The 26,237-nt window shown below is 47.2% G+C and carries 24 protein-coding genes; 9 read left to right on the top strand and 15 right to left on the bottom strand.

The genetic code is table 11. From position 1 onward, the window contains the following. Positions 1–21: 21 nt before the first annotated feature. The gene (locus tag PIL01S_RS25855; protein ID WP_127540376.1) at positions 22–1,431 is read right to left on the bottom strand and encodes an N-acetylmuramoyl-L-alanine amidase family protein; all 1,410 of its coding nucleotides are present in this window, start codon (positions 1,429–1,431) and stop codon (positions 22–24) included. Positions 1,432–1,688: 257 nt separating this feature from the next. Then, positions 1,689–3,095, bottom strand: coding sequence for an N-acetylmuramoyl-L-alanine amidase family protein (locus tag PIL01S_RS25850; protein WP_127540374.1), 1,407 nt, complete (start codon positions 3,093–3,095; stop codon positions 1,689–1,691). Positions 3,096–3,426: 331 nt separating this feature from the next. On the opposite strand from PIL01S_RS25850, the gene PIL01S_RS29955 reads away from it, so the two are divergent. Then, positions 3,427–3,996, top strand: coding sequence for a hypothetical protein (locus PIL01S_RS29955; RefSeq protein WP_246058565.1), 570 nt, complete (start codon positions 3,427–3,429; stop codon positions 3,994–3,996). Positions 3,997–4,132: 136 nt separating this feature from the next. Here the strand turns inward: PIL01S_RS29955 and leuD are convergent, their stop codons facing one another. Together leuD and leuC are read right to left on the bottom strand one after the other, a co-directional pair. Next, entirely contained in the window at positions 4,133–4,735 is a 603-nt protein-coding gene (leuD, locus tag PIL01S_RS25840) for a 3-isopropylmalate dehydratase small subunit (RefSeq protein ID WP_095292742.1), read from the bottom strand. A gap of 31 nt (positions 4,736–4,766) precedes the next feature. Next, positions 4,767–6,188 (bottom strand): 3-isopropylmalate dehydratase large subunit, encoded by a 1,422-nt coding sequence (leuC, locus tag PIL01S_RS25835; protein WP_127540372.1) that lies wholly within the window; start codon positions 6,186–6,188, stop codon positions 4,767–4,769. Positions 6,189–6,527: 339 nt separating this feature from the next. Here leuC and PIL01S_RS25830 point away from each other — a divergent pair, with 339 nt between their 5' ends. Then, entirely contained in the window at positions 6,528–7,472 is a 945-nt protein-coding gene (locus PIL01S_RS25830; RefSeq protein WP_127540370.1) for a LysR family transcriptional regulator, read from the top strand. 212 nt (positions 7,473–7,684) lie between these two features. On the opposite strand, the gene PIL01S_RS29625 is transcribed toward PIL01S_RS25830, so the two are convergent. The 4 genes from PIL01S_RS29625 to PIL01S_RS25815 all read right to left on the bottom strand — a co-directional run bounded on the left by PIL01S_RS29625 (position 7,685) and on the right by PIL01S_RS25815 (position 11,707). Continuing rightward, positions 7,685–7,852: a hypothetical protein gene (locus PIL01S_RS29625; protein ID WP_164764348.1), complete on the bottom strand. Its 168-nt coding sequence runs from the start codon at positions 7,850–7,852 to the stop codon at positions 7,685–7,687. A gap of 86 nt (positions 7,853–7,938) precedes the next feature. Beyond that, positions 7,939–8,760: a carbon-nitrogen family hydrolase gene (locus PIL01S_RS25825; protein WP_127540368.1), complete on the bottom strand. Its 822-nt coding sequence runs from the start codon at positions 8,758–8,760 to the stop codon at positions 7,939–7,941. Between the two features lie 101 nt (positions 8,761–8,861). Further along, complete coding sequence (locus PIL01S_RS25820; RefSeq protein WP_246058568.1) at positions 8,862–10,496, bottom strand: AraC family transcriptional regulator; 1,635 nt, start codon at positions 10,494–10,496, stop codon at positions 8,862–8,864. A gap of 188 nt (positions 10,497–10,684) precedes the next feature. Next, positions 10,685–11,707: an ABC transporter substrate-binding protein gene (locus PIL01S_RS25815; protein WP_127540364.1), complete on the bottom strand. Its 1,023-nt coding sequence runs from the start codon at positions 11,705–11,707 to the stop codon at positions 10,685–10,687. Positions 11,708–11,960: 253 nt separating this feature from the next. On the opposite strand from PIL01S_RS25815, the gene PIL01S_RS25810 reads away from it, so the two are divergent. The 7 genes from PIL01S_RS25810 to PIL01S_RS25780 all read left to right on the top strand — a co-directional run bounded on the left by PIL01S_RS25810 (position 11,961) and on the right by PIL01S_RS25780 (position 19,386). Continuing rightward, positions 11,961–13,169, top strand: coding sequence for a pyridoxal phosphate-dependent aminotransferase (locus PIL01S_RS25810; protein ID WP_127540362.1), 1,209 nt, complete (start codon positions 11,961–11,963; stop codon positions 13,167–13,169). A 358-nt stretch (positions 13,170–13,527) separates the two neighbouring features. Further along, a complete protein-coding gene (gene proB / locus PIL01S_RS25805; protein WP_127540360.1) occupies positions 13,528–14,631 on the top strand; it encodes a glutamate 5-kinase in 1,104 nt (367 codons plus the stop codon). 60 nt (positions 14,632–14,691) lie between these two features. Then, positions 14,692–15,939 (top strand): glutamate-5-semialdehyde dehydrogenase, encoded by a 1,248-nt coding sequence (locus PIL01S_RS25800; RefSeq protein ID WP_127540358.1) that lies wholly within the window; start codon positions 14,692–14,694, stop codon positions 15,937–15,939. Between the two features lie 36 nt (positions 15,940–15,975). Continuing rightward, complete coding sequence (gene proC, locus PIL01S_RS25795; protein WP_174818731.1) at positions 15,976–16,836, top strand: pyrroline-5-carboxylate reductase; 861 nt, start codon at positions 15,976–15,978, stop codon at positions 16,834–16,836. Next, positions 16,833–18,056, top strand: coding sequence for a 2,3-diketo-5-methylthiopentyl-1-phosphate enolase (locus PIL01S_RS25790; RefSeq protein WP_174818730.1), 1,224 nt, complete (start codon positions 16,833–16,835; stop codon positions 18,054–18,056). The genes proC and PIL01S_RS25790 overlap by 4 nt, the downstream gene beginning before the upstream one ends. Next, on the top strand, positions 18,053–18,730 hold the full coding sequence (locus PIL01S_RS25785) for a 2-hydroxy-3-keto-5-methylthiopentenyl-1-phosphate phosphatase (protein ID WP_127540353.1): 678 nt from the start codon (positions 18,053–18,055) through the stop codon (positions 18,728–18,730). Before PIL01S_RS25790 ends, PIL01S_RS25785 begins: the two co-directional genes overlap by 4 nt. Before the next feature lie 2 nt (positions 18,731–18,732). After that, positions 18,733–19,386, top strand: a complete 654-nt coding sequence (locus PIL01S_RS25780; protein WP_127540351.1) for a methylthioribulose 1-phosphate dehydratase — start codon at positions 18,733–18,735, stop codon at positions 19,384–19,386. 122 nt (positions 19,387–19,508) lie between these two features. On the opposite strand, the gene PIL01S_RS25775 is transcribed toward PIL01S_RS25780, so the two are convergent. From PIL01S_RS25775 to PIL01S_RS25745, 7 genes are all read right to left on the bottom strand, one after another. Next, entirely contained in the window at positions 19,509–20,789 is a 1,281-nt protein-coding gene (locus tag PIL01S_RS25775; protein ID WP_246058564.1) for a multi-tm2 domain protein, read from the bottom strand. A gap of 36 nt (positions 20,790–20,825) precedes the next feature. Continuing rightward, positions 20,826–21,278 carry a hypothetical protein gene (locus PIL01S_RS25770; protein ID WP_127540347.1) on the bottom strand — a complete coding sequence of 151 codons (453 nt, stop codon included), beginning with the start codon at positions 21,276–21,278 and terminating at the stop codon, positions 20,826–20,828. Beyond that, positions 21,271–21,762 carry an RNA polymerase sigma factor gene (locus PIL01S_RS25765; RefSeq protein ID WP_236146820.1) on the bottom strand — a complete coding sequence of 164 codons (492 nt, stop codon included), beginning with the start codon at positions 21,760–21,762 and terminating at the stop codon, positions 21,271–21,273. The genes PIL01S_RS25770 and PIL01S_RS25765 overlap by 8 nt, the downstream gene beginning before the upstream one ends. A 274-nt stretch (positions 21,763–22,036) precedes the next feature. After that, positions 22,037–22,738, bottom strand: coding sequence for a DnaD domain-containing protein (locus tag PIL01S_RS25760; RefSeq protein WP_127540345.1), 702 nt, complete (start codon positions 22,736–22,738; stop codon positions 22,037–22,039). 17 nt (positions 22,739–22,755) lie between these two features. Continuing rightward, positions 22,756–24,051 (bottom strand): asparagine--tRNA ligase, encoded by a 1,296-nt coding sequence (asnS, locus tag PIL01S_RS25755; RefSeq protein WP_127540342.1) that lies wholly within the window; start codon positions 24,049–24,051, stop codon positions 22,756–22,758. Between the two features lie 101 nt (positions 24,052–24,152). Then, a complete protein-coding gene (locus PIL01S_RS25750; RefSeq protein WP_127540340.1) occupies positions 24,153–25,358 on the bottom strand; it encodes an acetate kinase in 1,206 nt (401 codons plus the stop codon). Then, on the bottom strand, positions 25,355–26,227 hold the full coding sequence (locus PIL01S_RS25745; protein WP_095292788.1) for a 3-hydroxyacyl-CoA dehydrogenase family protein: 873 nt from the start codon (positions 26,225–26,227) through the stop codon (positions 25,355–25,357). Before PIL01S_RS25745 ends, PIL01S_RS25750 begins: the two co-directional genes overlap by 4 nt. Between the last annotated feature and the right edge of the window lie 10 nt (positions 26,228–26,237).

Here is a 26,237-nt window from a genome sequence, read left to right as displayed (position 1 = left end):
TCCTGATCATAAGGGAAACCCTTATTTAATTCCCAGATACTCCTTGATTCCTGCAACAATACCCTTGGCAACACTGTTTTGGAAACTTTCAGTGAACAGAGCTGCTTCATCACTCTTATTGCTCAGGAAACCGCCCTCCAGCAGAACAGCTGGCATTGTCGTTTCACGGGTAACATGGAGGCTTGCCGTTTTCACGCCACGATCCTTTAATCCCGAAGATTGCAGAAGATATTTGTGCATGATGGTAGCCAATTCCTTACTAGTGGATCGAGTATAGAAGGTTTCTACACCGTTCGCAGCAGCAGGTCCACTATTGGCATGAATGGAAATGAAAATATCCGCGTTTACCTTTTCGGCAATTTTCACACGTTCACTCAAAGCAAGAAAAGTATCATCGCTGCGGGTTAACACAACGTCAATTTTAGACTCTTTTTTCAGCAGTGCTTCCACTTTCAAAGCCATTGCCAAGTTGAAATCCTTTTCTCGTTTACCGGTAACACCAATTGCTCCAGGATCGTGATCCCCGTGTCCTGCATCAATGACGACAACTTTCTTGCCATTATCTCCAACTGGAGGAGTAGGTGTCGCGCCTTGTTTGTTCAGATCAACCATAATCAAACCCGAATCGTTCTGAACGTCATAACCTTTGGCACTCGAAAGGTCAATGACAAAACGAACAGTAGAAGGGCTGTTGCTGTATAACGAATACCGAATCTTGGAAACATCGGGATAACCGCTGACTACAAGCTGTCCATTCTGGTTGCTGTCAAGAGCTTGTCCCTCACTGAAAGAATCAGCAAATGCTGTATTAGGTAAGTCGATAACAATCCGATCCGGTCCTGTCATCGTGAAGACGTTCGGCTTCGTTTCTCCGCTGGTTGCAATAAAGAAGCGGTTGTCACTGAAGCTGATGCCGTTCACCAGTACAAGACCTTCCTCATTCGTACTTCCGCCATTATTGCCGGAGTTCGGAGGAGTTGTTGTCCCGTTTCCGGAACCTGAATTCTGGGTAACTAATGTTACCGTCTTCGTAGTGTTGTTCCAACCCACCTTAAGACCCATTTGTTCACCGATAAATCGGAGTGGCACAAGAGTCGTACCATTTTTTACGAGTGGCGGGGCATCCAGGTTCACGTTACTGCCGTTCACCGTTGCCGTCTTCTGTCCTACAATCATCTGCATGGCAGTGTTGTCTTTGCTTATCGTCACGGTGCTTGTACTTTGCTTCCATTCCACACCGTACCCCAGACTCTCGGAAATAACCCGAATCGGCACCATCACTTTGCTATTGATGATTTCCGCTTTGGCATCCGATGGCTGCACAATTTCTTTCCCGTCTAGGATAATTTTCGTATCCACAGCTGCATGACTATAGCCCGGGAAAACGAGCCCAAAGACAAATAACAGTACCAAAAAACCGAACTTCTTCATCCTTCACCCCTACCATTCTCATATTTTTTCGCCGCATGTTGTGACTTACAGCTCCGACTGACCACGTGGGCATTACCAGACACCTATTAGACGCCCCGTACTCTCAAAAGTTGCGAATATATTCCAACATAACAGAAAAAAAACGTTGTAAAATCAAGCTTTTTCTACATTTTAATGTCTTTTTATTTCCTTTTTTATCAATTAAACATCTGAAAACAACGAGCTTTCCTAAACTGCGCATTTACGAATAATCGTACTTAAAGCCCTAAAAATTCTATAATTCCATCTACAATTGCTTCTGCACAACGGTTCTGATAATCTTCTGTGAGCATGAGTGCTTCATCTGTTGGATTACTCATAAAACCTAGCTCAAGCAGAACTGCTGGCATGGACGTCTCACGAGTTACATGCAGGCTGACCATTTTCACACCACGATCCTTGAGGCCTGCAACTGGCATGATATGTGTATGAAGCACATCGGCCAGCGTTTTGCTCTCCATCCGACTATAGAGCGTTTCTATTCCGTTCGGATCAGCAGTCGTAAATTTGTTCCCGTGAATGGATATGAAAACGTCCGCCTGATTAAGTTCTGCCATCTCGACTCTCTGCTGCAAGGAAAGTTCAGTATCATCCTGACGCGTGATCACCGTTTGAATATCTTCATGCTTCTGCAGCAGTGCTTGTACTTTCAAACCCACTGCAAGATTAAAGTCCTTCTCATACTTTCCGGAAATACTTACTGCTCCCGACTGCCTCCCGCCGTGCCCGGGATCAATAATCACTATTTTCTTGCCATCATCCGTTGGTAAGGCGGGTTGACTGGCAGACTCCCCATTACTTGCTGTCAGATCAACGAGCAGCACATGGTTATCTCCAAGCGACCATTTAGCCGTAGCACATTGTTTCAGATCAAACACAACACGAACCGTGGATGGTGAATGGCTGAACATGGCGTATCGCACCTTGGATACCACAGTGGAATCTGTAACGACAATGCTGCCGCTGCCATCCGAACTGAAATCCTGTCCTTGGATGAAAGACTCAGAGAACGTGGTTTCAGGCATATCCACAATAATCCGATCCGGTGCACCGAGAGTGGACAGTTTCGGCTTGACTTCTCCACTTGTCGTTATCATCAATTGATTACTGCTGAAACTTATACTTTGAAGCTCAGCCTTCAAGCTGGGAGAAGGAGTTGTGGTAGCCTCATCCTCTTCCTCTTGTTCTGCCACTGGTGGAGCGGTGCGTAGGCTGACTGTCTTGGTTCCATTGTCCCATCCTACTTCAAGCCCCATGCCTTCTCCGACGAAACGCAAGGGGACCAGCGTCGTTCCTTGTTTGACCAAAGGTGGGAAATCCAGTTCTACAAGGCTTCCATTGACTGTTGCTGTATCTTTACCGGCCGTCATTGCTATACTGCGGCTCCCTTTTTGAACCAGAACAGACTTGGTTTCCTTTTCCCACTTCACCTGATAACCGAGGTTTTCTGAAACAATGCGGATTGGGACCATCACGGCATTTCCAACATTTTCTGCTGGTGCACTTGATCGCTGATCAAGGGTTACTCCATCAAGAACAATTGAAGGCACAACGCCAGCTTGGGCTGCGATTGGAAATAAACACATGAACAGAAAGATAACGACTGCAGCCGACCATTTCTTCATAGATCATCCACCATTCTGTTGTGTTCTGTACCTACGTATTGTCCTCTATGTAACCTTCCATAATATACTAATCAGTTTATCAGATAATGGCTTTTTATCCGGTTACAACGTTGTCATATTTAGTCGGAACCACGATGAAAAAAGAAATCAAATTGGAGAAATATCTTCTTTTTAGTCCATACGAATTGAATATTTTGTCAAAAAGATCATCATTGATGCTATTATATTTTATGAGGCACCATAAGAAGACTCTCATACATAGCCAGTTGTCCAATCTACTTTGTATCGTAAAGAAAGAATGAAAGTCATTTTATTCATAGGAGGGAAACCAGTGATCACTTTGTATAAACAGGCATCCAATGGCAAGCTGCTCTACGCAGAATACTGGATCGAAGAGGATCAGGTTGTGGAGCATATCGGCGAAGTCGGTACTGTGGGTACAACGACCAGAATGGATCTTCCAGCCCCGTTTAGCGATGAGGACGAATTCAAGGTTGATTTTCTTAATCGCTACTCAGACCAGGGTTACAAACAACCTTCTGAAGACGAGGGTTACATGCTGATTATTCAATATCCGATGAAGAGTCTTACAGGCAGCAAACGTGATCTTTGGCTCAAGGATAAAGCCAGTGAGGCACTGACAAGTGAGCTAGGATGGAAAGGACTCGGTATTGTAGATGGACATGATATGGGCAAAACGGCAAATCCAGTCCCCCAGTACGCTTTGAATATTTACTGCTTTGTAATGGATGAGACACTTGGAATTCAAGCAGTGAAGCGTGTGCTCCGAGAGACGCGACTGGACTATACCAAGATCAAAATCGCATCAAGAGATTTAAAAAATGGCGGGGATTACATATTGAAGTATTCTGCAAAAAACAATCAGGAATTCTACGTATAGATCACTTGGTTTAAATGTATAATTCTAACAAGGTAGCAAGATTAATCAGCACTGGATAATAGAAAAAGCTTCTGTCTCTGATCGGAACAACGTTCCTACGGAGAAGCAGAAGCTTTTTTATTCGATATGTCAGATATTAGCCAAACAGTTTTGCGGCATGACGCTGCTCATACGCTGTAATCTCATCATCATGTTGCAATGTCAGACCGATATCGTCCAGACCTTGCAGCAAGAATTGACGACGATGTTCATCCAGATCAAAATCGATATGCAGTCCGTGTGCATCGGTAATCGTTTTGTTTTCCAGATTAACATTCAGTTCATAGCCTTCATGGGCAGCTGTACGCTGGAACAGATCTTCTACTTGCTCTTCAGACAATTTAATTGGCAGGATGCCGTTTTTGAAGCAGTTGTTATAGAAGATATCTGCAAAAGATGGTGCGATGACACAACGGAATCCATAGTCCATAATCGCCCAAGGTGCATGCTCACGGGATGAGCCACAGCCGAAGTTTGCACGGGAAATCAGAATGGATGCTCCTTCATAACGGGATTTGTTCATTTCGAAGGAAGGGTTGTTGTTTCCCTCTTCATCGAAACGCCATTCGTAGAACAAAAATTGTCCAAATCCGGTACGTTCAATCCGCTTCAGAAATTGTTTTGGAATGATCGCGTCTGTATCTACATTGACCCGGTCTACCGGTGCAACGATGCCTTGCAGTGTTTTAAATTCTTCCATGTGATCCGTTCTCCCTTCTGTCCGTTACCTGTTAGATAACTGCTTCCGTTTTAAAATTCCAGTCACGTACGTCAACGAAGTGACCTTTAACCGCTGCCGCTGCAGCCATTGCCGGAGATACCAGGTGGGTACGTCCTCCGCGTCCTTGACGTCCTTCAAAGTTACGGTTGGATGTTGATGCACAGCGTTGTCCTGGTTTCAATACATCCGGGTTCATTGCAAGACACATGCTGCATCCTGCATCACGCCATTCAAATCCTGCTTCCGTGAAGATTTTATCCAAACCTTCTTTTTCGGCTTGAATTTTAACACGTCCTGAGCCAGGAACCACGATTGCCGTAACATTGCTGGACACGGTATGGCCTTTGGCAACCTTGGCTGCCGCACGCAGATCCTCAATCCGTCCATTCGTACAAGAACCGATAAATACATAGTCTACCTCAATTTCAGAGATAGGTGTTCCAGGTGTAAGACCCATATATTCAAGCGCCTTTTCAGCTGCTTTGCGTTCATTTTCAGTTGGCAGTTCTGCCGGAACAGGCACTTTGGATGAGATATCCGTTCCCATACCCGGGCTGGTACCCCAAGTTACTTGAGGAATCAGAGACTCCACATCGATCTCTACAACACGATCAAACTCGGCACCCTCGTCTGTAACAAGCTCTTTCCAAGCTGCAACAGCTTCATCAAACTTCGCATCAGCAGGTACATATTCACGTCCACGCAGATACTCAAATGTCGTTTCATCCGGAGCGATCATGCCTGCTCTTGCTCCACCTTCGATAGACATGTTGCATACTGTCATACGCTCTTCCATGCTGAGTTCACGGATCGATTCGCCCGTATACTCAATAACATAACCTGTTGCAAAATCTGTGCCATATTTGGCAATTACTGCGAGGATCATGTCTTTTGCTGTTACGCCCGGATTACGCTTCCCGACGAAGCGAACCTCCATGGTTTTTGCTTTTGCTTGCTGCAGACATTGAGTAGCCATGACATGCTCCACTTCACTGGTTCCGATTCCGAATGCCAGTGCACCAAATGCTCCGTGTGTGGACGTATGGCTGTCACCGCAAACAATGGTTTTACCCGGGTGAGTCAGACCAAGTTCTGGTCCCATAACGTGTACAACACCTTGGTCAATCGTATCCAGATCATACAGTTTTACGCCAAAGTCACGGCAGTTTTGAGAGAGTGTATCAATTTGTTGTTTGGAGATTGGATCTGTAATATTGAAACGATCCTTGGTAGGAACGTTGTGATCCATTGTCGCAAACGTTAATTCCGGGCGACGTACCTTGCGTCCTGACAAACGCAGACCTTCAAAAGCCTGTGGAGAAGTTACCTCGTGCACAAGATGAAGATCGATATACAGAATGCTCGGTTTTCCTTCTTCCTGATGAATTACGTGATTATCCCAAATTTTCTCAAACATCGTTTTTTTACTCATCATTTTCACCTCATCTTAAGTTCGGTCCTTGGAAGAGCCTCTGTTTTTGTCTAAAACCGTGAAGCTCTTGAATGACATAAATATATCACCCTGTCCTTCATTGTTCCAAGATATAATATCTATAGATGTAATAGGTTTGACCTATAATGAGTTAAACGACAATAAACCACTGTATCCACAGCGGCTCTTAATTGATAACAATTATCATTATCATATACTGCTTATACTACGTTGCTTCACTACGAGTGTCAATGCTTTTTATCTATATTCATTATAGAAAAATGATTTATTTATCCAGGATGATATAATAGTGGCATAACGAAAGGAATGACAAGTCTTATGGAATTCAGACAACTTCAATATACGCTGCAGATTGCTGCAGAACGGAATTTCTCCAGGGCGGCAGAGAAACTTCATATTGCTCAGCCTTCGCTCAGTCAGCAATTGTCTAAACTTGAGAAAGAGCTTGGCGTTCTGCTCTTTCAGCGTAATACCAGCACGGTGGAGTTGACCCATGCTGGGGTCACCTTTGTGGAGCAAGCCCAAAAAATTGTAGATGCTGTGGAATTACTCAGACAGGAAATGTCAGATATCTCCCAGCTGCGCAAAGGCAAAGTCGTTGTGGGCAGCATGCCGATCACCGGTTCCCATCTTCTGCCGCATGTACTCCCCGCTTACCAGCAAGCCTATCCGGATATCGAAGTTACGCTGCTTGAAGACGCCGGTCTAACGCTGGAGAAGCTGACAGCCAGTGGCAAAGCTGATCTCAGCCTGCTCTCCTTGCCCTTGCAGGAACCAAGCCTGTCATACGTTGCCATCGGCGAAGAGCGAATCGATCTGGCGGTACCTCCTCATCATCCCCTTGCCGTCCGGGGGAATCCGGATCATCCGATCCCTGTGCATATGGAGGAGCTTCGGGACGAGTCGTTTGTTGTATTGAAAAAAGGACAAGGCTTCCGCAAGCTGACCTTTGATCTGTGTGAGCAGGCTGGATTCAATCCGAGTGTCGTATTTGAGAGCAATAACATAGAAACCGTGCAATCCCTTGTAGCTACAGGCATGGGCATTACCCTTGTTCCACGATTTATAGCCAGGGCACCACGCAGTGAGTTTGTACCTGTCTATGTACCACTTGCTGAACCTGTCCCAAGTCGTACTCTCGTGGTCGCTTACCGTCAGGGACGTGTACTGTCCAAGGCGGCAGAAGCTTTTATTGACACGTTTAAACAGACGGTTGCCAAGCTTTCCGAAGGAGACTATGAGAATCCTGTCTCTGTAAATTAATCATTTCAAAGATAACAAAATAAACAAAGGCTTGACCCATATGGGCCAAGCCTTTGTTCTATACTCTTCTCCCGCATAAGCAGGATCAAGTTCTTGCATGAAATCGCAGTACATCGTTACATCACAATGTTGCTGATATCATGATCTAAAGTTAACGTAGAAACGTACATAAGAGATATTCATGTCTTGTTGTTTATTTTCGCAAATTACGTTCACTCGTCAGCCTGTTCTAGTTGATTGACCAGTCGGCCTTCGTCCTGAACAGTTTGTTCAGGCGGTGATAGCCCTCCTGCTCCATTCTCTAAGAATGGCCTCAAGTGATCTTCCCTTGTGTTTTCCTGTTCCAGTCTCCTGAGCGTATCTTTCACATGGTTGTCCATTGATTGATCATCCTCCTTGGTGACGGGATAGTTATCATTACCCGCCTCCTGGAAGAATAAACACTTTACTGGAATTATTATTTTTTTTATTTTGCACCAAAATAAATACCAGGTCTGCGGTCTTCAAAAACAGGAATGCGTCCCCGCACTTCATCAACAAGGGAAGGGCGAATCAGCCCGGTCACGATCTCTTCCCCTTCTCCTCCCTCAGCCACAATTTCGCCCCAAGGATCAATAATGAGAGAGTGTCCAAAAAATTCAGTCTCTCCCCCTTTACCGACCCGGTTGCACGCAATCACATACATTTGATTTTCAATCGCTCGTGCTGTCAGCAGAGTGCGCCAGTGGTGCAAACGTGGATTCGGCCATTCTGCAGGTACGATCAATGCTCTGGCCCCATTCAATGCAAGCGTACGGGCTAGTTCTGGAAATCGGATATCATAACAGATGGACGCCCCCGCTGTCAGACCGTTCTCCAGTTCGAAAATTTCAGGATCAGCTCCAGGCTGCAAATATTTCTCCTCATCCATCAGGCGGAATAGATGCAATTTATCATAACGTGTAACCTGCTTACCTTCACTGTTGTAGGCATACATGGTATTAAAAATTTGTCCATTTCGCTTCTCTGCTATGGATCCACCGACAATTGAAATCTGATGCTTCTCGGCAAATGCCGATAACCACTCCCGTGACTTTTGCCCTTCCGGGTCAGCGAGCTCGTGGATTTGTTCCAAAGCGTAACCTGTATTCCACATTTCCGGCAGCACGGCCAGCCCCAGATCCGGATATTGTTCAACTGCTTGTTGAAGCAGAGTCTGCATATGTTTATGATTGGCCTCAGGATTACCAAGCTGAATGTCACCCTGGATCAGGGCAACACGCATTTCCCCCAATTGTTGTTTTGTCATGACGTGCACTCCTCCGAACTTTAATACCTGTTATCATAGCTTGATCCGCGTGAAGGCTGCAACAACGTTTTGATTAACCTTATTTATGACTTCAATGGCTGCTAATGGACGATTAGAGAGGATGGGCCAGTTCGTTTCAGCAATTCAGGGAACAGGCTCTGCAATCTGCTGTACGATAAGGCATCTCCCATATTCCACACCTGCTCATCCAACGTGTACACTGTTCCTTTTTTTACAGCGGGCAGCGCCTTCCACTCATTACTTTCAAACAGATTCTCCGTTGCTGCCCTGGCTGCATCGCTCTCTGGCAACATGACAAAGATATGGTCACCCGCATACTGGCTTATCGACTCTGTTGAAATCTCCTTGTAGGCTCTCCCTGCTGCTAGAGCTTCCTGCACTTTGCTTACAGGCACAAACCCCTGCGGGTGATACAGAAACGGAGCCAGTCCGATATTGCCCATGACAAACAAGCGGGCACCGCGATGATGCACAAGCACTGAAGCCGTTTCGCCAAGCTGAATCCATGGTTTTATGCTGCTCCACATCTCCTCTGTTCTCCTATGATAAGATGCTATCCATGTCTCTGCATCCAGCTCCATGCCAAACCAGCTTCCCACTTTGCGGATACGCTCCTCCAGGTTCGCATAGGAATTGTATATCAAAGTAGGAGCAATACGGGAAAGCCGTTGGTATAACTGTTCATTCGTGCTATCCAGCAAAATCAGATCCGGCTGCTTCTGCACGGTCCATTCCAAATCAATGGAAGGTAACACATCATAAGCTTTGCCATCAAGCACGGGAAGCCCCAACGCAAGTAAGTCCCCTGCCGAATCTCCATAGTATAGAATCCGCTCAGGGTGTCCAGGAATGTTTACTTCATGTCCAGCCCAATCTTGAACAAGCGTATGTCGTTGAAGAGATCGATCATATTGCCGGGGAGCCAGTCCGGTGTGCTGCCTGAAGCGTCTGCTGAAATAGTACTCATCCCGGAAGCCTACACGACCCGCAATATCGCGCAGAGGTTCATCGGAAAGGGACAGCCATTCCTTTGCCTGTTCAATGCGTACATGGTTCAGGTATTCAAGAGGCTTACGGCCTGTAATTTGCCTAAACAAAGCTGTAAATTGAGCTGGTCGAAGATTCGCGAGCCGCGCTAATTTCTGTACACTTATATCCTGAGCGTAATGCTCGTCCACGTATTGAATTGTGCTCTGTACCCTGATATCTGGGCTTTGTTCTGTTTTGGGCAGTGTATAGCGGGACACCACTAGTTCCATCAATTTTTGAAAATGTACATTTAACCGGCTATATTCCGCATCCGTTTGATAGAGGGCAGCCGATTCCAACAAATCCAGCATGCCGAATAACGCGCCGGGTGAAAAATCGTTCATCTTGTCCCTTTCTTCAAATAAAGAACGTGTGTAAAGTTCCGGATCTCCTGTTACCATGTGCACGGCATCGAAATGAAGCACCGTATATCTCAGCTCACCAGAACGGTTATGCTCCAACTGATAATTCTCTCCTGGTGCCATGGGGTATATCTTGCCGGAGATAAATGGATGTAACTCAGATCCGATATATATGCGGCCTTCGCCCTGTTCACAGAACAGCAGCGTATGCCGTTGACAGCTGACTTCAAGCATAACCTGTTCAGAAGTTTCGATATGACGCTTGATATGAACATAACGGAACAGGAATGCGGAGAAAAATAAGGGATTACCGTTTGCGATCATTTGCTGCACTTCCGTTTCACCTCATACTTACTGTAAATGAGAATGGTTATCATTAATCTATTCTGATTATACGTCGCAAAGCCTCATTATTCCAGCATATAAACAAAAGACACTGATACACGATCAGAAACATTAATAAGAGCCCTCAATGATACGCTGAAGGCCCTGTTCAGGATATGAATGGTCTTTTATTGAATCATCTGTTTCGGCAATTCTTGCAAAAGCCACTCTCTTGATGTAGCATCGCTCGATGCTTTGACGATATCAAATCGATAAACCTTGCCTTCCTTGACTGCAGGCAGATTATTCCACACCACACTATTCATCAATTCTTCCGTTGATTGTTGTGCCCCTTGATCTACTGCATTCAAAATAAATATGCGGTCTCCAGCGAACTCTGCCATTTTTTCCTGTGATATCTCAACAAATCCTACTTCTTCATCCAGTATCTTTTGGATTTCAGGGGTTGGCTTCATACCACCAGGTCCGTACAACAGCTGGGGCAATCCTGCACCCGCCATCACGAACAATCGATTACCTGGATACATGGTAAAAACCGATGCGGTTTCGTCTTCCTTCAGCCCATTTGCACGCAGCTGACTCCACATATCCTCTGTTGCCTTGGCATGAGCGGCAAGCCAGTCTTCCGCCTCCTGTTTTTTGCCGAGCAAATCTCCCAGGAATCGCATCCGTTCTTCGAGTGGCCAGAAGGAGTTGAACGTCACCGTTGGAGCAACTTTTGAAATCTGCTCGTATTGCGTTTCATCATCATTCGAGAATATGATCAGGTCCGGATTGAGTGACAGCGATTTTTCAACACTGATTGGAAAACCAACATCTTCTACATATGCCACCTGATCATCGAATACCGTACCTTCATTCTTAAGAATACCTACAGGAACTACCCCGAGAGCCAATAGATCCCCAGTAACCTCGCCGTGGTATATGACACGCTGCGGATGGGTTGGAACTTCCACTTCGTGCCCGGTCCAGTCTTTAAATATTTTCGTTTTACTCGTGTTGTCTGCCTCTGCCACCTCTTCTTGCCCGGTATTCTCTGCTGCTGCCTGCGATTCATTGGATGTTGCTGCAGCAGTTGTCTCTCCGTCACCTGAACCGTTCGTGGATGAATTGCCGCAAGCAAGCAGCAATACCGATAACGCTGCAATCATGAATGTCGTGCTCATCACACGAAAGACGTTTTGTTTCATTTTTTCTTTCCCCCTAGGTAGATAAGCGTTCTCTCAATGATATTGATTATCATTATCATAAACGATCATAAGATAAAGCATCTTCTACGACAATGGACAAACACGAATCTGGCCAATTCTGTTTTGTACAAAAACCCATTTACACGGCAGATAAAAAGACCTCAAATCACTTATCCCCTCTATACAGCTCGGGATTAGCGTGATAAATTAATGAATACAATTCCCATTTATATGAACCGGAGTGATGAAATTAATGAGTAATCTACAGCAAAATTCGGGTCGTTCCGCCTTTGACATACCTACCTCAGACGTCATGACACAGCTGCCAACGCAATTTTTTGCAACACTCGTGCAAAATGTTAACCATGAAATCGCAAGTGGTCACGACGTGATTAATCTTGGTCAGGGGAACCCGGACACTCCTACACCACCGCATATCGTAAAAACATTGCAGGAGTCTGCCGAAAATCCGCTTTATCATAAATATTCACCTTTTAGTGGACATGCCTTCCTGAAGGAAGCCATTGCCAAACGTTATCAAGAAGATTACAACGTTGACCTTGATCCGGAGACTGAAGTTGCCATTTTGTTTGGTGGGAAAACGGGGCTTGTACAGCTGCCACAAGTGCTGCTTAATCCCGGGGACGTATGTCTCGTTCCTGATCCGGGTTATCCGGATTACTGGTCCGGGGTGGCTCTTGCCAAAGCGCAAATGTCATTTATGCCTCTTTTGGAGTCGAATGCATTCCTTCCTGATTATGAGGCAATCTCGGATGAAGTTCGCGACAAGGCCAAGCTGATGTATTTAAACTATCCCAACAACCCAACATCCGCGACTGCCCCGCTGTCATTCTATGAAGATACCGTGGAATTCGCCATCCGGAACAAGATTGTCATTGCCAGTGACTTCGCATATGGTGCGATAGGGTTTGACGGACATCGTCCGGTCAGTTTCCTGCAGGCGCCTGGCGCCAAGGAAGTCGGAATTGAATTCTATACGTTATCCAAAACCTACAATATGGCAGGCTGGCGGGTTGGGTTCGCCCTGGGGAATGCGGAGATCATCTCCAAAATCAATCTGCTGCAGGATCACATTTATGTTAGCCTATTTGGCGGTATCCAGGCAGCGGCAGCTGCTGCCCTGACTTCCTCCCAACAATGTGTTACCGAACTGGTCGCGCGGTATGAATCCCGCCGTAATGCATTATATGAAGCACTTTCCTCCATCGGATGGGTGGCTTCGAAGCCCGGGGGTTCTTTCTTCAGCTGGCTGCCTGTTCCTTCCGGGTTTACCTCAGCCGAATTTGCAGATTTGCTTCTTCGGGAAGCCAAAGTCGCTGTAGCACCGGGTATCGGGTTTGGTACACATGGGGAAGGCTACGTCCGCGCAGGTTTGCTGAGTGACGAGAAGCGATTGGAGGAAGCTGCCAGAAGGATTGGCAAGCTGAACTTGTTTAAGTAATTAAAGGCCGCATACCCCTTTGCATCTGCCAAGTTTCCATGGTATGTTATTAACAAATATCGAACGAAACGTGATGACGGGACCAGTACGAGAGAACAAGCCGCGCCCAGAGAGTAAATTCCACCGGGCTGCAAGAATTTACCGCGGCTTCTCTCCGAAACCTACCCCTGAGCGGCCTGTTTATGCAGGACAGTGCCTTCTGTTACAGGGCTAGAGCCGGATGATGCAATCATCAATAAAGGTGGTACCGCGGAAGCAACAAACTTTCGTCCTTTTTACAACAAAGGACGGGAGTTTTTTTTGTACCTGAATAAAGGTCCATTGGTATCTCATTCATTATGTTTAAGGAAGTGAAAGCATGTCTTCACGAATAGTAGTCAAGATTGGGAGCAGTTCTCTTACCACCGAGGAAGGCGGCCTTGACCGCAGTTCCATATCATTTTACGCCAGTGAGATCGCTTCGCTCTATGAACAGGGCCATGAAGTTCTCCTGGTCACTTCCGGAGCCGTTGCTGCCGGATTCCGTGAAATTGGTTACCCTCAGCGTCCCAAAATGCTGCATGAGAAGCAAGCGGCAGCCGCAGTAGGTCAGGCATTGTTGATGCAGGCATATCAACAGGCTTTTGCAGCGCACCGCGTTACTACAGCACAAATTCTGCTAACCAGAACCGATTTTCACAGTCGGAAACGGATGGGAAATGCAGGCATGACCGTGGAAGAGCTGCTCAGACAACGCGTCATTCCCATTTTCAACGAAAATGATACGGTATCAGTAGACGAGTTGAAATTCGGGGATAACGATCTGCTCTCTGCGCTCGTTGCCAATTTGGTGAAAGCCCAGCATCTTGTTATTCTCACGGATACCAACGGACTCTATACGGCAGATCCCCGGAAGGATCCGAGTGCTGTACGTTATGATCGAATTCCTGAAATTACAGAAGAAATCTATGCGTATGCCGGAGGTTCAGGTTCATCGGTCGGTACAGGTGGCATGCGGTCCAAGGTTGATGCAGCCAAAGTGGCAACACGAGGAGGCGTCCCTGTCTTTGTGGGCAGCGTCAAGGAACCCGGCGACTTGCAAAACGCGGTGGAGGGCTGCGGCAAGGGGACGTATTTCGAAACTCGTCTGGCCGCACTCTCCCGCAAGAAACAATGGTTAGGCTTCATGTCAACACCTCTCGGTACAGTTGTCGTGGATGCCGGTGCCGAAGATGCCCTCGTTCACGGCGGTCATAGTCTGCTGCCAGTAGGCGTCAAACGAGTTCTTGGCACATTCCACGCAGGTGACGTTGTCGAGGTCATGGGTATGGATGAAACACTACTTGGCCGAGGCATTGTCAATTATGATGATGATCAGCTTCGCCTTATCGCAGGTTTGCCAAGTGGAGAAGTCATGAAGACCCTGAATGCCATTCATCGGCTTGAGGTCATCCATAGAGACGAATGGATTACGTTAAAATAACAAGTATTTGTATGTGTAGGTTAGAGACATGGACTTGCATAAATGAAGGAGGAATTTCAGATGAGTGAAGTAAGACAAAAAGCCAGCAAAGCTCAATCGTCTGTTCCACAGTTAAACCGTTTGAGTACAGACCAGAAAAATAAAGCCTTGCTTGCTATGGCGGATGCGCTTATTACGGAATCGGAATCCATTATTACGGCCAATGCGGAAGATCTCGAACGTGGCAGAGAGCAAGGGACACCAGAATCCATGCTTGATCGTCTCGCTTTGAACAAAGAGCGTATCGCGGGAATTGCGGAGGGATTGCGTCAGATTGTTGAACTCCCAGATCCTGTTGGTGAAGTACTGGAGTCATTTACGCGTCCAGATGGACTCCACATTGAAAAATTAAGGGTGCCGATTGGCCTGATTGGCATCATCTATGAGGCCCGTCCTAACGTTACGGTTGATGCAGCAGGACTATGCCTTAAGACAGGCAATGCCGTTCTGCTGCGTGGGGGTTCTTCTGCCCTCTCTTCCAATCGTCGTATTGTAGAAGTACTCCACCAGGCACTAGCCAAAACAGACCTTCCGCCGGATGCGCTGCAGCTCGTGGAAGACGCTAACCGCTCTTCCGTCGATGAAATGCTCAAGCTGAATGGACTACTGGACGTCATTATTCCAAGAGGCGGTGCTTCACTGATTCGCAACGTGGTGACCAATGCAACGGTACCTGTCATCGAAACAGGCGCAGGCATCTGCCATACGTATGTGGATGAAACGGCGGATCCGGTCATGGCAGCAGAAATTGCGATCAACGCAAAAGCACAGCGCCCATCCGTATGTAATTCCATGGAAACCCTACTGCTTCATCCTGCTTATGCAGAAAAGCATTTGCCTGCCTTGGCCGAACAATTCCGCGAGGTGAATGTTGTATTGAAGGGTTGTGACACGACTCGTCGTCTGGTCCCTACTGCCCTTCCTGTGACGGCAGAAGACTACGGTACAGAGTATAATGATTATATTTTGAATATACGAGTTGTGCAGGGTCTGGAAGAAGCCATGCAGCATATTGCCACGTATGGCACCAAACATTCCGAATGCATCGTCACCCGTGATACAGCTCATGCGGAACGCTTTTTGCATGATGTGGATGCTGCCGCCGTTTATCACAATGCTTCCACACGCTTCACGGATGGATTCGAGTTCGGTTACGGAGCCGAAATTGGAATAAGCACACAGAAGCTGCATGCTCGTGGTCCAATGGGACTGCCTGCCCTTACTTCTACCAAATACCGCGTTACCGGCAATGGACAAATTCGGCAATAATATCGCAGCTACAGCCATATAGGAGGAACGATAACCATGAGTCAAGAACAACAGACGTTATTACAACAAAAGATTACTTTCCACGGAGCAGGTGCCATGGCAGAAGCCATTGTGCGCGGACTGATCACCCGCCTCGTTGTACGCCCGCAGGATATTACGATGCTGAACCGGAGCAACCAGAAACGTCAGGAAGAGCTGAGTACTCGTTATGCCGTTCATACCGGAACAGCCTCCCAATCATCGGAAGTGCTCTCCGCTTCTCCCGTTATTGTATTGGCCATGAAACCGAAAGACGCAGCGGCAGCTCTTCGTGAGCTTGGTCCCCTCCTGTCACCGGACCAGCTTATCGTCTCTGTCATCGCCGGATTATCCATCCGCACGATGCAGACACTGCTCGGCCGCAAACAACCGATCGCTCGATCCATGCCGAATACATCCAGTACGATTGGACTTGGTGCCACAGGGCTTGCCTTCTCTGCCGAAATTACAGATGAGCAGCGCAGTACGGTTATGACGATGTTTGAAGCGGTGGGCATTGTCACCATTGTTCCGGAAGAGAAACTGGAAGTGCTCACGGGTATTTCCGGAAGCGGACCAGCTTATGTATACTATTTGATGGAAGCCATGATTGCCGCGGGGATCCGCGGCGGACTGTCCAGCCAGCAATCCCGCGACCTGACTGTTCAAACTGTACTTGGTGCGGCGAGAATGGTTCAGCAAACGGGAGCGGAGCCCATGAAACTTCGCAGTGATGTTACCTCACCTGGAGGCGCCACACAGGCAGCACTCAAAACACTGGATGAGGGCGATTTCTTTGAAAACGTGATTGCAGCCGTCAACCGCTGCGCAGAGCGCTCACGGGAGATGGGAGCTGCTTTGGAAGGAGATTTACGATGAACAACATGTGTACTGCCACATATCGTCTGCATGATGATCGTGCAGATTTCCGCAAAAAGGCGGAATCCATTGCAGTCGGCATGACTGTCGGCAGTTGGACTGAATTGCCGCAAGCCAAGCGTGAAGCCATGCAGAAACATCTTGGCGAAGTGATAAGCGTAGAAGTACATGAACATGAGGGCATGGCTCCAGGAGAACGATATGCAGATATTACGATCGGTTATCCTGATGTGAATTTCAGCCGCGATATTCCGGCTCTGCTCGTTACCGTCTTCGGTAAAATTTCGATGGATGGTCGGATCAAGCTGACAAGACTGGGCTTCTCGGACGGATTCCTAAGTGCATTCCCAGGTCCCAAATTCGGACTGAATGGGGTTCGTGATCTGCTTGATGTTCATGATCGTCCTTTGTTAATGAGCATCTTCAAATCAGTCATTGGTCTGGATGCAGATGAGCTGCGCGAACAGTTTATCCGTCAGGCTCTGGGCGGAGTTGATCTGATCAAGGATGACGAAATTCTGTTTGAAAACAAGCTGACACCTATCGAGAAAAGAGTCGAGGTTTGCATGAAGGCTGCTGAGCAGGCCCGCCAGGAGACTGGCAAGAAATTGCTCTACGCCGCCAACCTGACCGGCCCAACTTCCCGCTTGAAGAAGCAGGCTGAACGAGCGATTGATGCGGGTGCCAATGCCCTGTTGTTTAACGTTTTGTCGTACGGATATGACGTTCTGCATGAGCTTACAAGCGATCCGGACATTAACGTGCCAATCATGGCGCATCCTGCCCTTGCTGGCGCACTGTACCCTTCACCGCATTACGGGATATCCGCTTCGGTGCTGCTGGGTCAACTGATGCGTCTTGCCGGAGCGGATCTCGTTCTCTTCCCTTCGCCTTACGGATCGGTGACCATGCCAAAAGAAGAAAATATGGCCATTACGGAGCAGCTGCTCTCCAAAGATCTCCCGGTCAGAACCAGTATGCCGGTTCCATCCGCTGGGATTCACCCAGGTCTTGTGCCATTAATTCTCCGTGATTTTGGCACGGATGTTATCGTGAACGCAGGTGGAGGTATCCACGGACATCCAATGGGTACTGAGGCAGGTGGGCGTGCATTCTTGCAAGCCATTGAGGCGGCACAGCGCGGAATTCCGCTTGCAGAGTATGCATCTGAGCACCCCGAGTTGAAAAGTGCACTGGACCTGTGGGGTGGAGAACGATGAGAAGTGACAAGAAAACGGTCATTTTCTGTGATTTTGATGGCACGATTACCCTTTCGGACAATATTGTGGCGATCATGAAGCACTTTAAGCCTGAAGGATTTGAGGCAATCATGAAAGATACGGTGGATCAAAGCATTACCCTGCGTGAAGGGGTCGGAGCCATGTTTGCTCTGCTGCCTGCATCGCAAAAGGATGAAATTGTTGAATTTGTGCTTGGACAAGCAGGCATCCGCGAGGGATTTGGCGAGTTTCTGGAATATGTTCGGAACGAAGGCATTGAATTTAATGTGACCAGTGGCGGTATGGACTTTTTTATCGAACCACTGCTTGCACCTTTTAACATTCCACATGATCACGTCTATTGTAACGGTGCAGACTTTACAGGTGATTTCATCCGAATTGAATGGCCTAATCCATGTCAGCCCCCTTGTGATAACGGCTGTGGTATGTGCAAAACGACGGTCATCCGCACATTCCCCGAAGAACAATATAATCGGATTCTGATCGGAGACAGTCTAACCGATTTTGAAGGTGCCAAAATTGCCGATCTAGTGTACTCCCGTTCCATCCTGACGGACAAGTGCATCGAACTTGGTGTAGACCATGTCCCATTTGCTACCTTTTACGATATTATGGAAGACATGAAACAGAAGCAAACACAAGGAGTGCTGTAAAAATGGGTTTTGAGAAGATTACATTGGAACACAAACGTCAGGTGCTGGAGGAACTTGCTGATATTAAAACCCTCTTTGCCAGCCGCAACTGGTTCCCTGGAACAAGTGGTAACCTGTCGATGCGTGTGGGAGAGTTTGATCCCGAGCAATTTTATTTTGCCGTTACGGCTTCAGGCAAGGACAAATCTCTTCGCACGCCGGAAGATTTCCTGTTTGTGGACAAGCATGGTAAAGCGATCGAAACAACAACCCTGAAGCCAAGTGCAGAAACACTGATTCATTGTGAAATCTATCGGTTGACTGGCTGCGGGGCTGTATTCCATGTACACACTGTATTTAACAACCTGATCAGCGAGTTCTTCGGCGGAGAAGGTCATGTGCCGATCCAAGGCATTGAACTGATCAAGGCTTTTAACATTTGGGAAGAAAATGCCGAGATTCGTGTGCCGGTACTGCCTAACTTTGCTGATATTCCATCCATTGCCGAACTGGTTCCAGGTGTGCTTGACTCAAAAGTGCCGGGAATTTTACTGCGCAATCACGGCATTTATGCCTGGGGCAAAGATGCATTTGAAGCCAAAAGGCATCTGGAAGCGTTCGAGTTTCTGTTTGAAGTGATGTATCGTCAGCTGCTTCTGAAAGGTATTTCGAAATAGCCATCATTTTCTAACTGTTATTCAGGACCAAATTAAAAACACGCTATGACTGAATGTTCAGCTCATAGCGTGTTTTTTTGGTTTGGGGCTCCTACAAGCCCGAAATTCATCTTAATTTACAATCAATTATCCCGATCCTTGAACAGGAACAGATTAGCCGAATCGTCTTCTTTTCCGTTTAGTCCGCTATGCTGCGCAATTGGACGCTGCTTGCCAAAGAGCAGCTTCAATCCGCCAAAAATAAGCAATAGCGAAACAATAACCGTGTTCACATAGGAACGAATTTCATACGTCATAAACAGATTAGGGAACATTTCGTTCAGTTGTGGAATGACAAGCCGGATTGCCAGATAATACACGCCAAGTGCTGCAATGCCGAATCCAATCAAACGCTGATGTTTAGCCCAATCCTTAAATATCGGTTGATCCGTAAGCGGTTCCCGGCCATATCGGCTTGAACATTGCAGTCCATCAAAGAAGCTGTAGAACCAAACCAGCGGAATCATGAACAGGAAAACGGACAAATGCAGCAGGTCCAAAATATAAATGCTGCCGAGGAACAGGAACATTAATTGCATTCCTCGCTTCTGAAGACCCAGGTATAGATGACCTGCCCCTGGAAATGCCGACAAGAGGGTAGCTAACACCTTGCTGCGTCGTCCAGATGCTCTGCCCATTTCCAATTCTTCGAACAATGTACGGTCCTGCAAGACTTCACCTGCCTGCTTTCGATGTACATGTTGTACAGCGTCAAACATGCAGTAAACCCAAATGACTGGCAGAATAAGCAGAAACATCAGAAAGGTCTCTTCATTGGTAATGGAAGCAACAAAGACCATCATCGCGAAAGAGCCAAAGAATGCGATCAAAAAGGATAGTCCCCGATGAAGCAGCCCCAGATGAAGATGTCCCAGACCTGGGATGAAAGACAGTAAAATAGTAAAGAATCGTTCACCTTCACTGCCTTTGCGATAAACGGGGTGGCCGTATGTACCCTCAGGAATACCATAGCCATTGGCAGAATGCTGACCCATCTCTTCCCCATTCATTGGCTCCATAACGCCATTTGGATCCGGATAGCCCTGTTCATATGGACCTCCTGGATATGGACCATATTGAGCCTCGTAGCCCCTGTAATGAGCATTACGTGCAGAAGGGGTACGCAGCAGAACTATGATGATGTCCAGCATGTTGATGCACCAGAAGAAAAAGGCAGCGAGTGCTCCGAATATCATCAGGTCCCGTTCATCGCCAATTACTGCCAACATGAAGGCACCTATCAAAGAGCCAAACACGAGTAATGGGTAAATCATCGCCTTAGCGGTTCGACCCCAATAGAGAAAACCAAGACCCGGGATCACATTTAATAAAAATGCAAATATTTTGTTGCGATCTGATTGCACAGTCGTCATCCTTTCTTTTCAGGCAATGCGTATGATTTATGGTTTAGGCTTGAAGTTATCCAGCCAATTGGTGGCGGCTTCCGTCCATTTTTGTGTAAAAGATCCCCGCTGCTCGCCGTCATTGAACTTGTGATAGGGCGCTACCTTATCAAACACTCCGGAGGAGAGAAAGATCAGCGTCAGGCAAGCCGCTACAGCATAATGAAACACCTTGTGCTCCAGCCAGCGTCTACTTCGGCCTGAACGTGATTTGCGCTTGCTTCCTGACTGGTTCAGATCCGTAATACGCTCCATGATGGAATCGGCAAAATGGGCCGGGTTCTCCAGTTGTGGCCATGTTTGATGAATCCCCATCGCTTCCAGATAGTTATCCATGGCTTCCGGATCTTCAATGATAGCCTTTTCCATGGTAACAGCTTGGTCACCGGTAACTCGTCCTTCAATATAATCCGTCCAGTCCTGCACACTGTACATCTCGTTTTTACTCACGCCACTCATCCTCCTTCCAATGACTTCTGATCCACTGCCGGGCACGGTACAAACGGGATTCCACGGTTTTGACAGCCACCTGGGCATCATGTGCGATCTGCTCATAATTTTTTTCGCTTAAATAATACGCAGTAATAATGTCCCTATGCTGGGCAGGCAGTTGGTTAATTCGTTCACGCAGGGTTTCCTTGCGCTCTTCCCGAACGAGCCGGGCCAAAATATCTTCCTCGCTTCCAGGCAGGTTGATTATTCGTTCTTCTCCACCCAGATCTTCACTGCTTCGCCGGCCTAACTTGCGTTTTGCATCAATGGCTTTGTGAAAGGCAATTCGGGTAAGCCATGTTTTGAAGCCTTCGGAACGGTACTCGGGGAGAGATTTATACATCTGAATGAACGCCTCCTGAGCTGCATCCTGCGCCTCCTGATCGTTCCTGAGTACGGAATATGCCACATGATATACATGCTGGCTGTACTTATCGATCAACAAGCGAAATTTGGATGCATCTCCTTGACGGATTTGTTCGATTAAGCGCGCTTCGTCAATGACTCTCCCCTCCTCTCCACTACAATAGACGACAACGTTCTGGGCTGCCCCTGCGTATTTATATAAATTTTTTAAAAATTCTTATCATAACAGTGCCTGAATAGATGATGAGTTCATCAATCACTTCATTGTAGACATCCTTATTTCCTTCCAGCATCAAAAAACAGGCTCAGAATGTTTCTGGCCTGTTCCTTGATTTTCCTTTGCACTCAGACTAGCGTCCACCGCTGCGAAAACGCTGCGTGTATGCCTTCGCGTCCTGAACATTCTTCACCCGGTTGCGACTCCACTCCAGCAAAATGCGGTCAATATAGCGGAAATGTACTTTACCGGCAAATACCGCTTCCTTCAGGGCCATCAATATGAGTTCTTCCTGATAACGGTCCTGATCCAGCCAGCTGGAGATCGTTTCGCATTCCATGGGTGAAAGCGGGCGACCAAATTCTTTCTCGAAGATGGAAAACATATTACGTTCTTCCTCTTCTATTTGAACACTGTTCGAATTAGGACGTGCTGTCATGCTCATTTGCTGTTGCCTTGCGGCTGCCGCATCTTCAGCAACACACATTGCGAGTTTGGCATACAATCCATGCAGATCGTAACGCTCATACTGAATATCCCGCTCTTCGTCCCGATGCTCATCAATGGATATATATCCATCCCGCATCAACCGCTGGAGCATTCGGGCTATGCCTTCGGGGGCAAGTCCCATTCGTCCCGCGAGTTCTTCCAGGGTAGGAAACTCATTGAATTCTGCCTGACGGTAGCCGAGCAATTGAATCAGCAGAAGCACTTCGGCATCTGATAATCCGAGTTGGTGATAAAAACGCAACAAAGCATACGGGAGCTGTGCTGTCCCAGACGTTAACCCGTAAGCTACACCACTGAGCCACGCTTTGGAGCCGGTTTCTTCCATAGACTCGCGATTAATCATTAAGGGTACAGACGGTAGAGCATACGCGGGAATGCAATTGTCTCACGTACATGATCCAACCCGCAGATCCATGCTACTGTCCGCTCCAATCCCAGACCGAATCCGGAGTGAGGTACCGATCCGTATTTACGCAGATCCAGGTACCATTGATACGCCTCGTCAGACAATTTGTGCTCTTCAAAGCGCTGCTGCATCAACTCGGGATCATCGATACGTTGGGATCCGCCAATGATTTCGCCGTAACCCTCTGGTGCGATCATGTCAGCGCAGAGAACCACTTCCGGACGATTCGGGTCCGGTTTCATGTAAAATGCCTTGATTCCAGCCGGGTAATGCGTAATGAATACAGGAGTATTATACTTCTCCGCAATCGCTGTCTCGTGTGGAGCACCGAAATCTTCTCCCCAAGGAATATCGAAGCCTTGTCCATTCAAGAACTCAATCGCTTCATCATACGTAATACGAGGGAATGGAGCTGTGATTCCTTCCAGTTTGGATACGTCACGCCCGATGGATTCCAGTTCGGCACGGCAGTTTTTCACGACAGACTGAACCACGTGTGCAATAAACTTCTCTTGTACTCGCAAACTTTCTTCGTGATCCACAAAAGCCATTTCCGGCTCAATCATCCAGAACTCGATCAGGTGGCGGCGAGTTTTGGATTTCTCAGCACGGAACGTTGGTCCGAAGGAATATACTTTACCCAGCGCCATTGCCGCAGCTTCCATGTACAATTGGCCACTTTGTGTAAGATAAGCATCCTCATCAAAATATTTGATGTGGAACAGGTTGGTTGTTCCCTCAGCGGACGAAGGTGTCAGAATCGGAGGATCAACCTGAGTGAATCCGTTACCATCAAAAAACTGCTGAACTGCACGGATAATCTCTGCACGAATCACCATAACAGCACGTTGCTTCGTAGAGCGCAGCCATAGATGACGATGATCCATCAAGAAGTCCACACCATGCTCTTTCGGTGTAATCGGATAGTTTTCAGTCAAATGAATGATCTCCACGCCCGTAACCGTCATTTCATATCCGGATGCGCTGCGCGGTTCTTCACGAATAATTCCCGTTACATACAAGGAGCTTTCTTGCGTGAGGCTTTTGGCATCATTCCATACCTCTTCGCTAACTTCACTCTTTACGACAACCCCTTGAATATATCCGGTTCCATCGCGCAGCTGCAAAAATTGAATTTTGCCGCTGGAACGTTTGTTATTAATCCAGGCACCGATCTTCACGGTTTCGCCCACATGCTCATTCACATTACGAATTACACAATCCGTACTCATGCCCATATCTCCCCTTGGTTCCTAAATTTGAAAATGCAGCGGGCAGGCCTCAGCCTGTCCCCTGCACTTCCTTGACATGCTATATTCACTTTACAATTAGATTACTGAGAATTCAATACGATTCGGTGTGTATCACGTGCAATCACCAATTCTTCATTGGTAGGTACAACAAGAACTTCCACCTTGGAGTTTGCTGTTGTGATCCGGCGCGGTTCGCCGGAACGGATGGCATTGAGAGCTTCATCCACTTCCACACCCAGGTAAGTAAGCTGTTCGCATACTTTTTGACGAAGAACTACGGAGTTCTCGCCCACACCTGCTGTAAATACAATCACGTCCACACCGTTCATTGCTGCCGCATACGAACCGATGTATTTACGCAAACGATATTCGTACATTTCGAATGCAAGGGTGGAGTTCGCATCACCGTTCTCCATTCCTTCCGTAATCTCACGCATGTCACTGCTGATGCCGGAGATAGCCAGCAGTCCGCTGTGTTTATTCAACATGGAGTTCACTTCGCTCACGCTCAGTTCTTCCTTGTTCATCACATAAGGCACGATGGCCGGGTCAAGGTCACCACTGCGCGTTCCCATCATCAGACCTTCAAGCGGAGTCATACCCATGGATGTATCTACGGATACGCCACCTTTTACTGCCGTTACGCTACCACCGTTACCGACGTGGCAAGTGATGATTTTGAGGTCTTCTACTGGACGGCCTAAATACTCAGCTGCAGTCTTGCTTACGTAGTCATGGGAAGTACCATGGGCACCGTAACGACGCACTTTGTATTTTTTGTACAGTACACGCGGAATCGCGTAGAGATATGCTTTCTCAGGCATCGTCTGATGGAATGCTGTATCAAATACCATGACCTGTGGTACACCTGGCATATTGAGTTCAGCCGCACGAATACCCATCATTGCTGCTGGGTTGTGAAGTGGTGCCAAATCGAACAAGCGGCGAATTTCAGCCTTCGCTGCATCGTCAACCAGTGCGGATTCCTTGAAGGCTTCCCCGCCGTGAACGACACGGTGTCCAACAGCCTGAATCTCATCGACTGAACCGAGCACACCGTTTTCTTTATCTGTCAAAATATCGATAACTTTACGAATTGCCGTTGTATGCTCCAAAATTTCACTAACTTCTGTAACATCCTCACGGCCAGTCGGTTTGTGCGTAAGAATGGAGGAATCCATCCCGATCCGTTCAACCAGTCCTTTAGCGAGTACGGACTCATCCGTCATGTCATATAATTGATATTTAAGCGAGGAGCTCCCCGCGTTGATTACGAGTATTTTCACAGCCGGTCACCATCCTTGTCGTACTTGAAGAATCCTTCGCCCGTCTTAACTCCGAGATGTCCTGCACGTACCATTTTCTTCAATACGGTAGAAGGACGATATTTGAGTTCTCCGAATTCACGGAACATTCTTTCCAGCGCAGCTTCAACGGAATCCAATCCAAAACGGTCAGCCATTTCAAGCGGGCCATGCTGGAAGTTGTATCCGATACGCATTGCATCATCGATATCTTCAGCAGAAGCCACGCCCTCTTGAAGAACATGAAGAGCTTCATTGATCAGCAAGCAGATCAGTCTGGACGTAACGAATCCCGGGGATTCGTAGATCATTACACCTTTTTTGTCTACAACCTCTTCCACAAATCTTCTTGTTTCATCGAAAGTGGAATCGGATGTTTTCAAACCACGAATGATTTCTACAAGGTCAACCCGGGAAACCGGGTGAATAAAGTGCATACCAATAACACGCTCTGGGTATTTGGTCGAGCTTGCAAGCTCGGTCAAACTCAGCGTGGATGTGTTACTTGCAAGAATAACGTTGCTTGGGCAAACTTGATCCAATTGGCTAAATACCGCCTTTTTGGCTTCCAGGTCTTCCGAGATCGTTTCGATAACCATATCGCATGATCCCAGTTCTGCCAGATGAGCTACTTTGGTAATACGGGATAAAATCAATTTTTTCTCGGCTTTGGTAATAGCCCATTTCTCTAATTGCTTATCGAGGTTTGTTTCAATCATGTCATATGCATGGTTAAGCTTCTCCGCCGTATGCTCCACCAGAAGCACATCAAGTCCTTTGGCTGCAAGCATTTGGGAAATGCCTTGTCCCATGGTGCCGCCGCCGACAACTCCTATTTTTTTAAAAAACATGGTTCTGCTC

The sequence above is a fragment of the Paenibacillus illinoisensis NBRC 15959 genome (assembly GCF_004000925.1).
Lineage (GTDB): Bacteria > Bacillota > Bacilli > Paenibacillales > Paenibacillaceae > Paenibacillus > Paenibacillus illinoisensis.
This window is presented reverse-complemented; position numbering and strand designations above follow the sequence as displayed.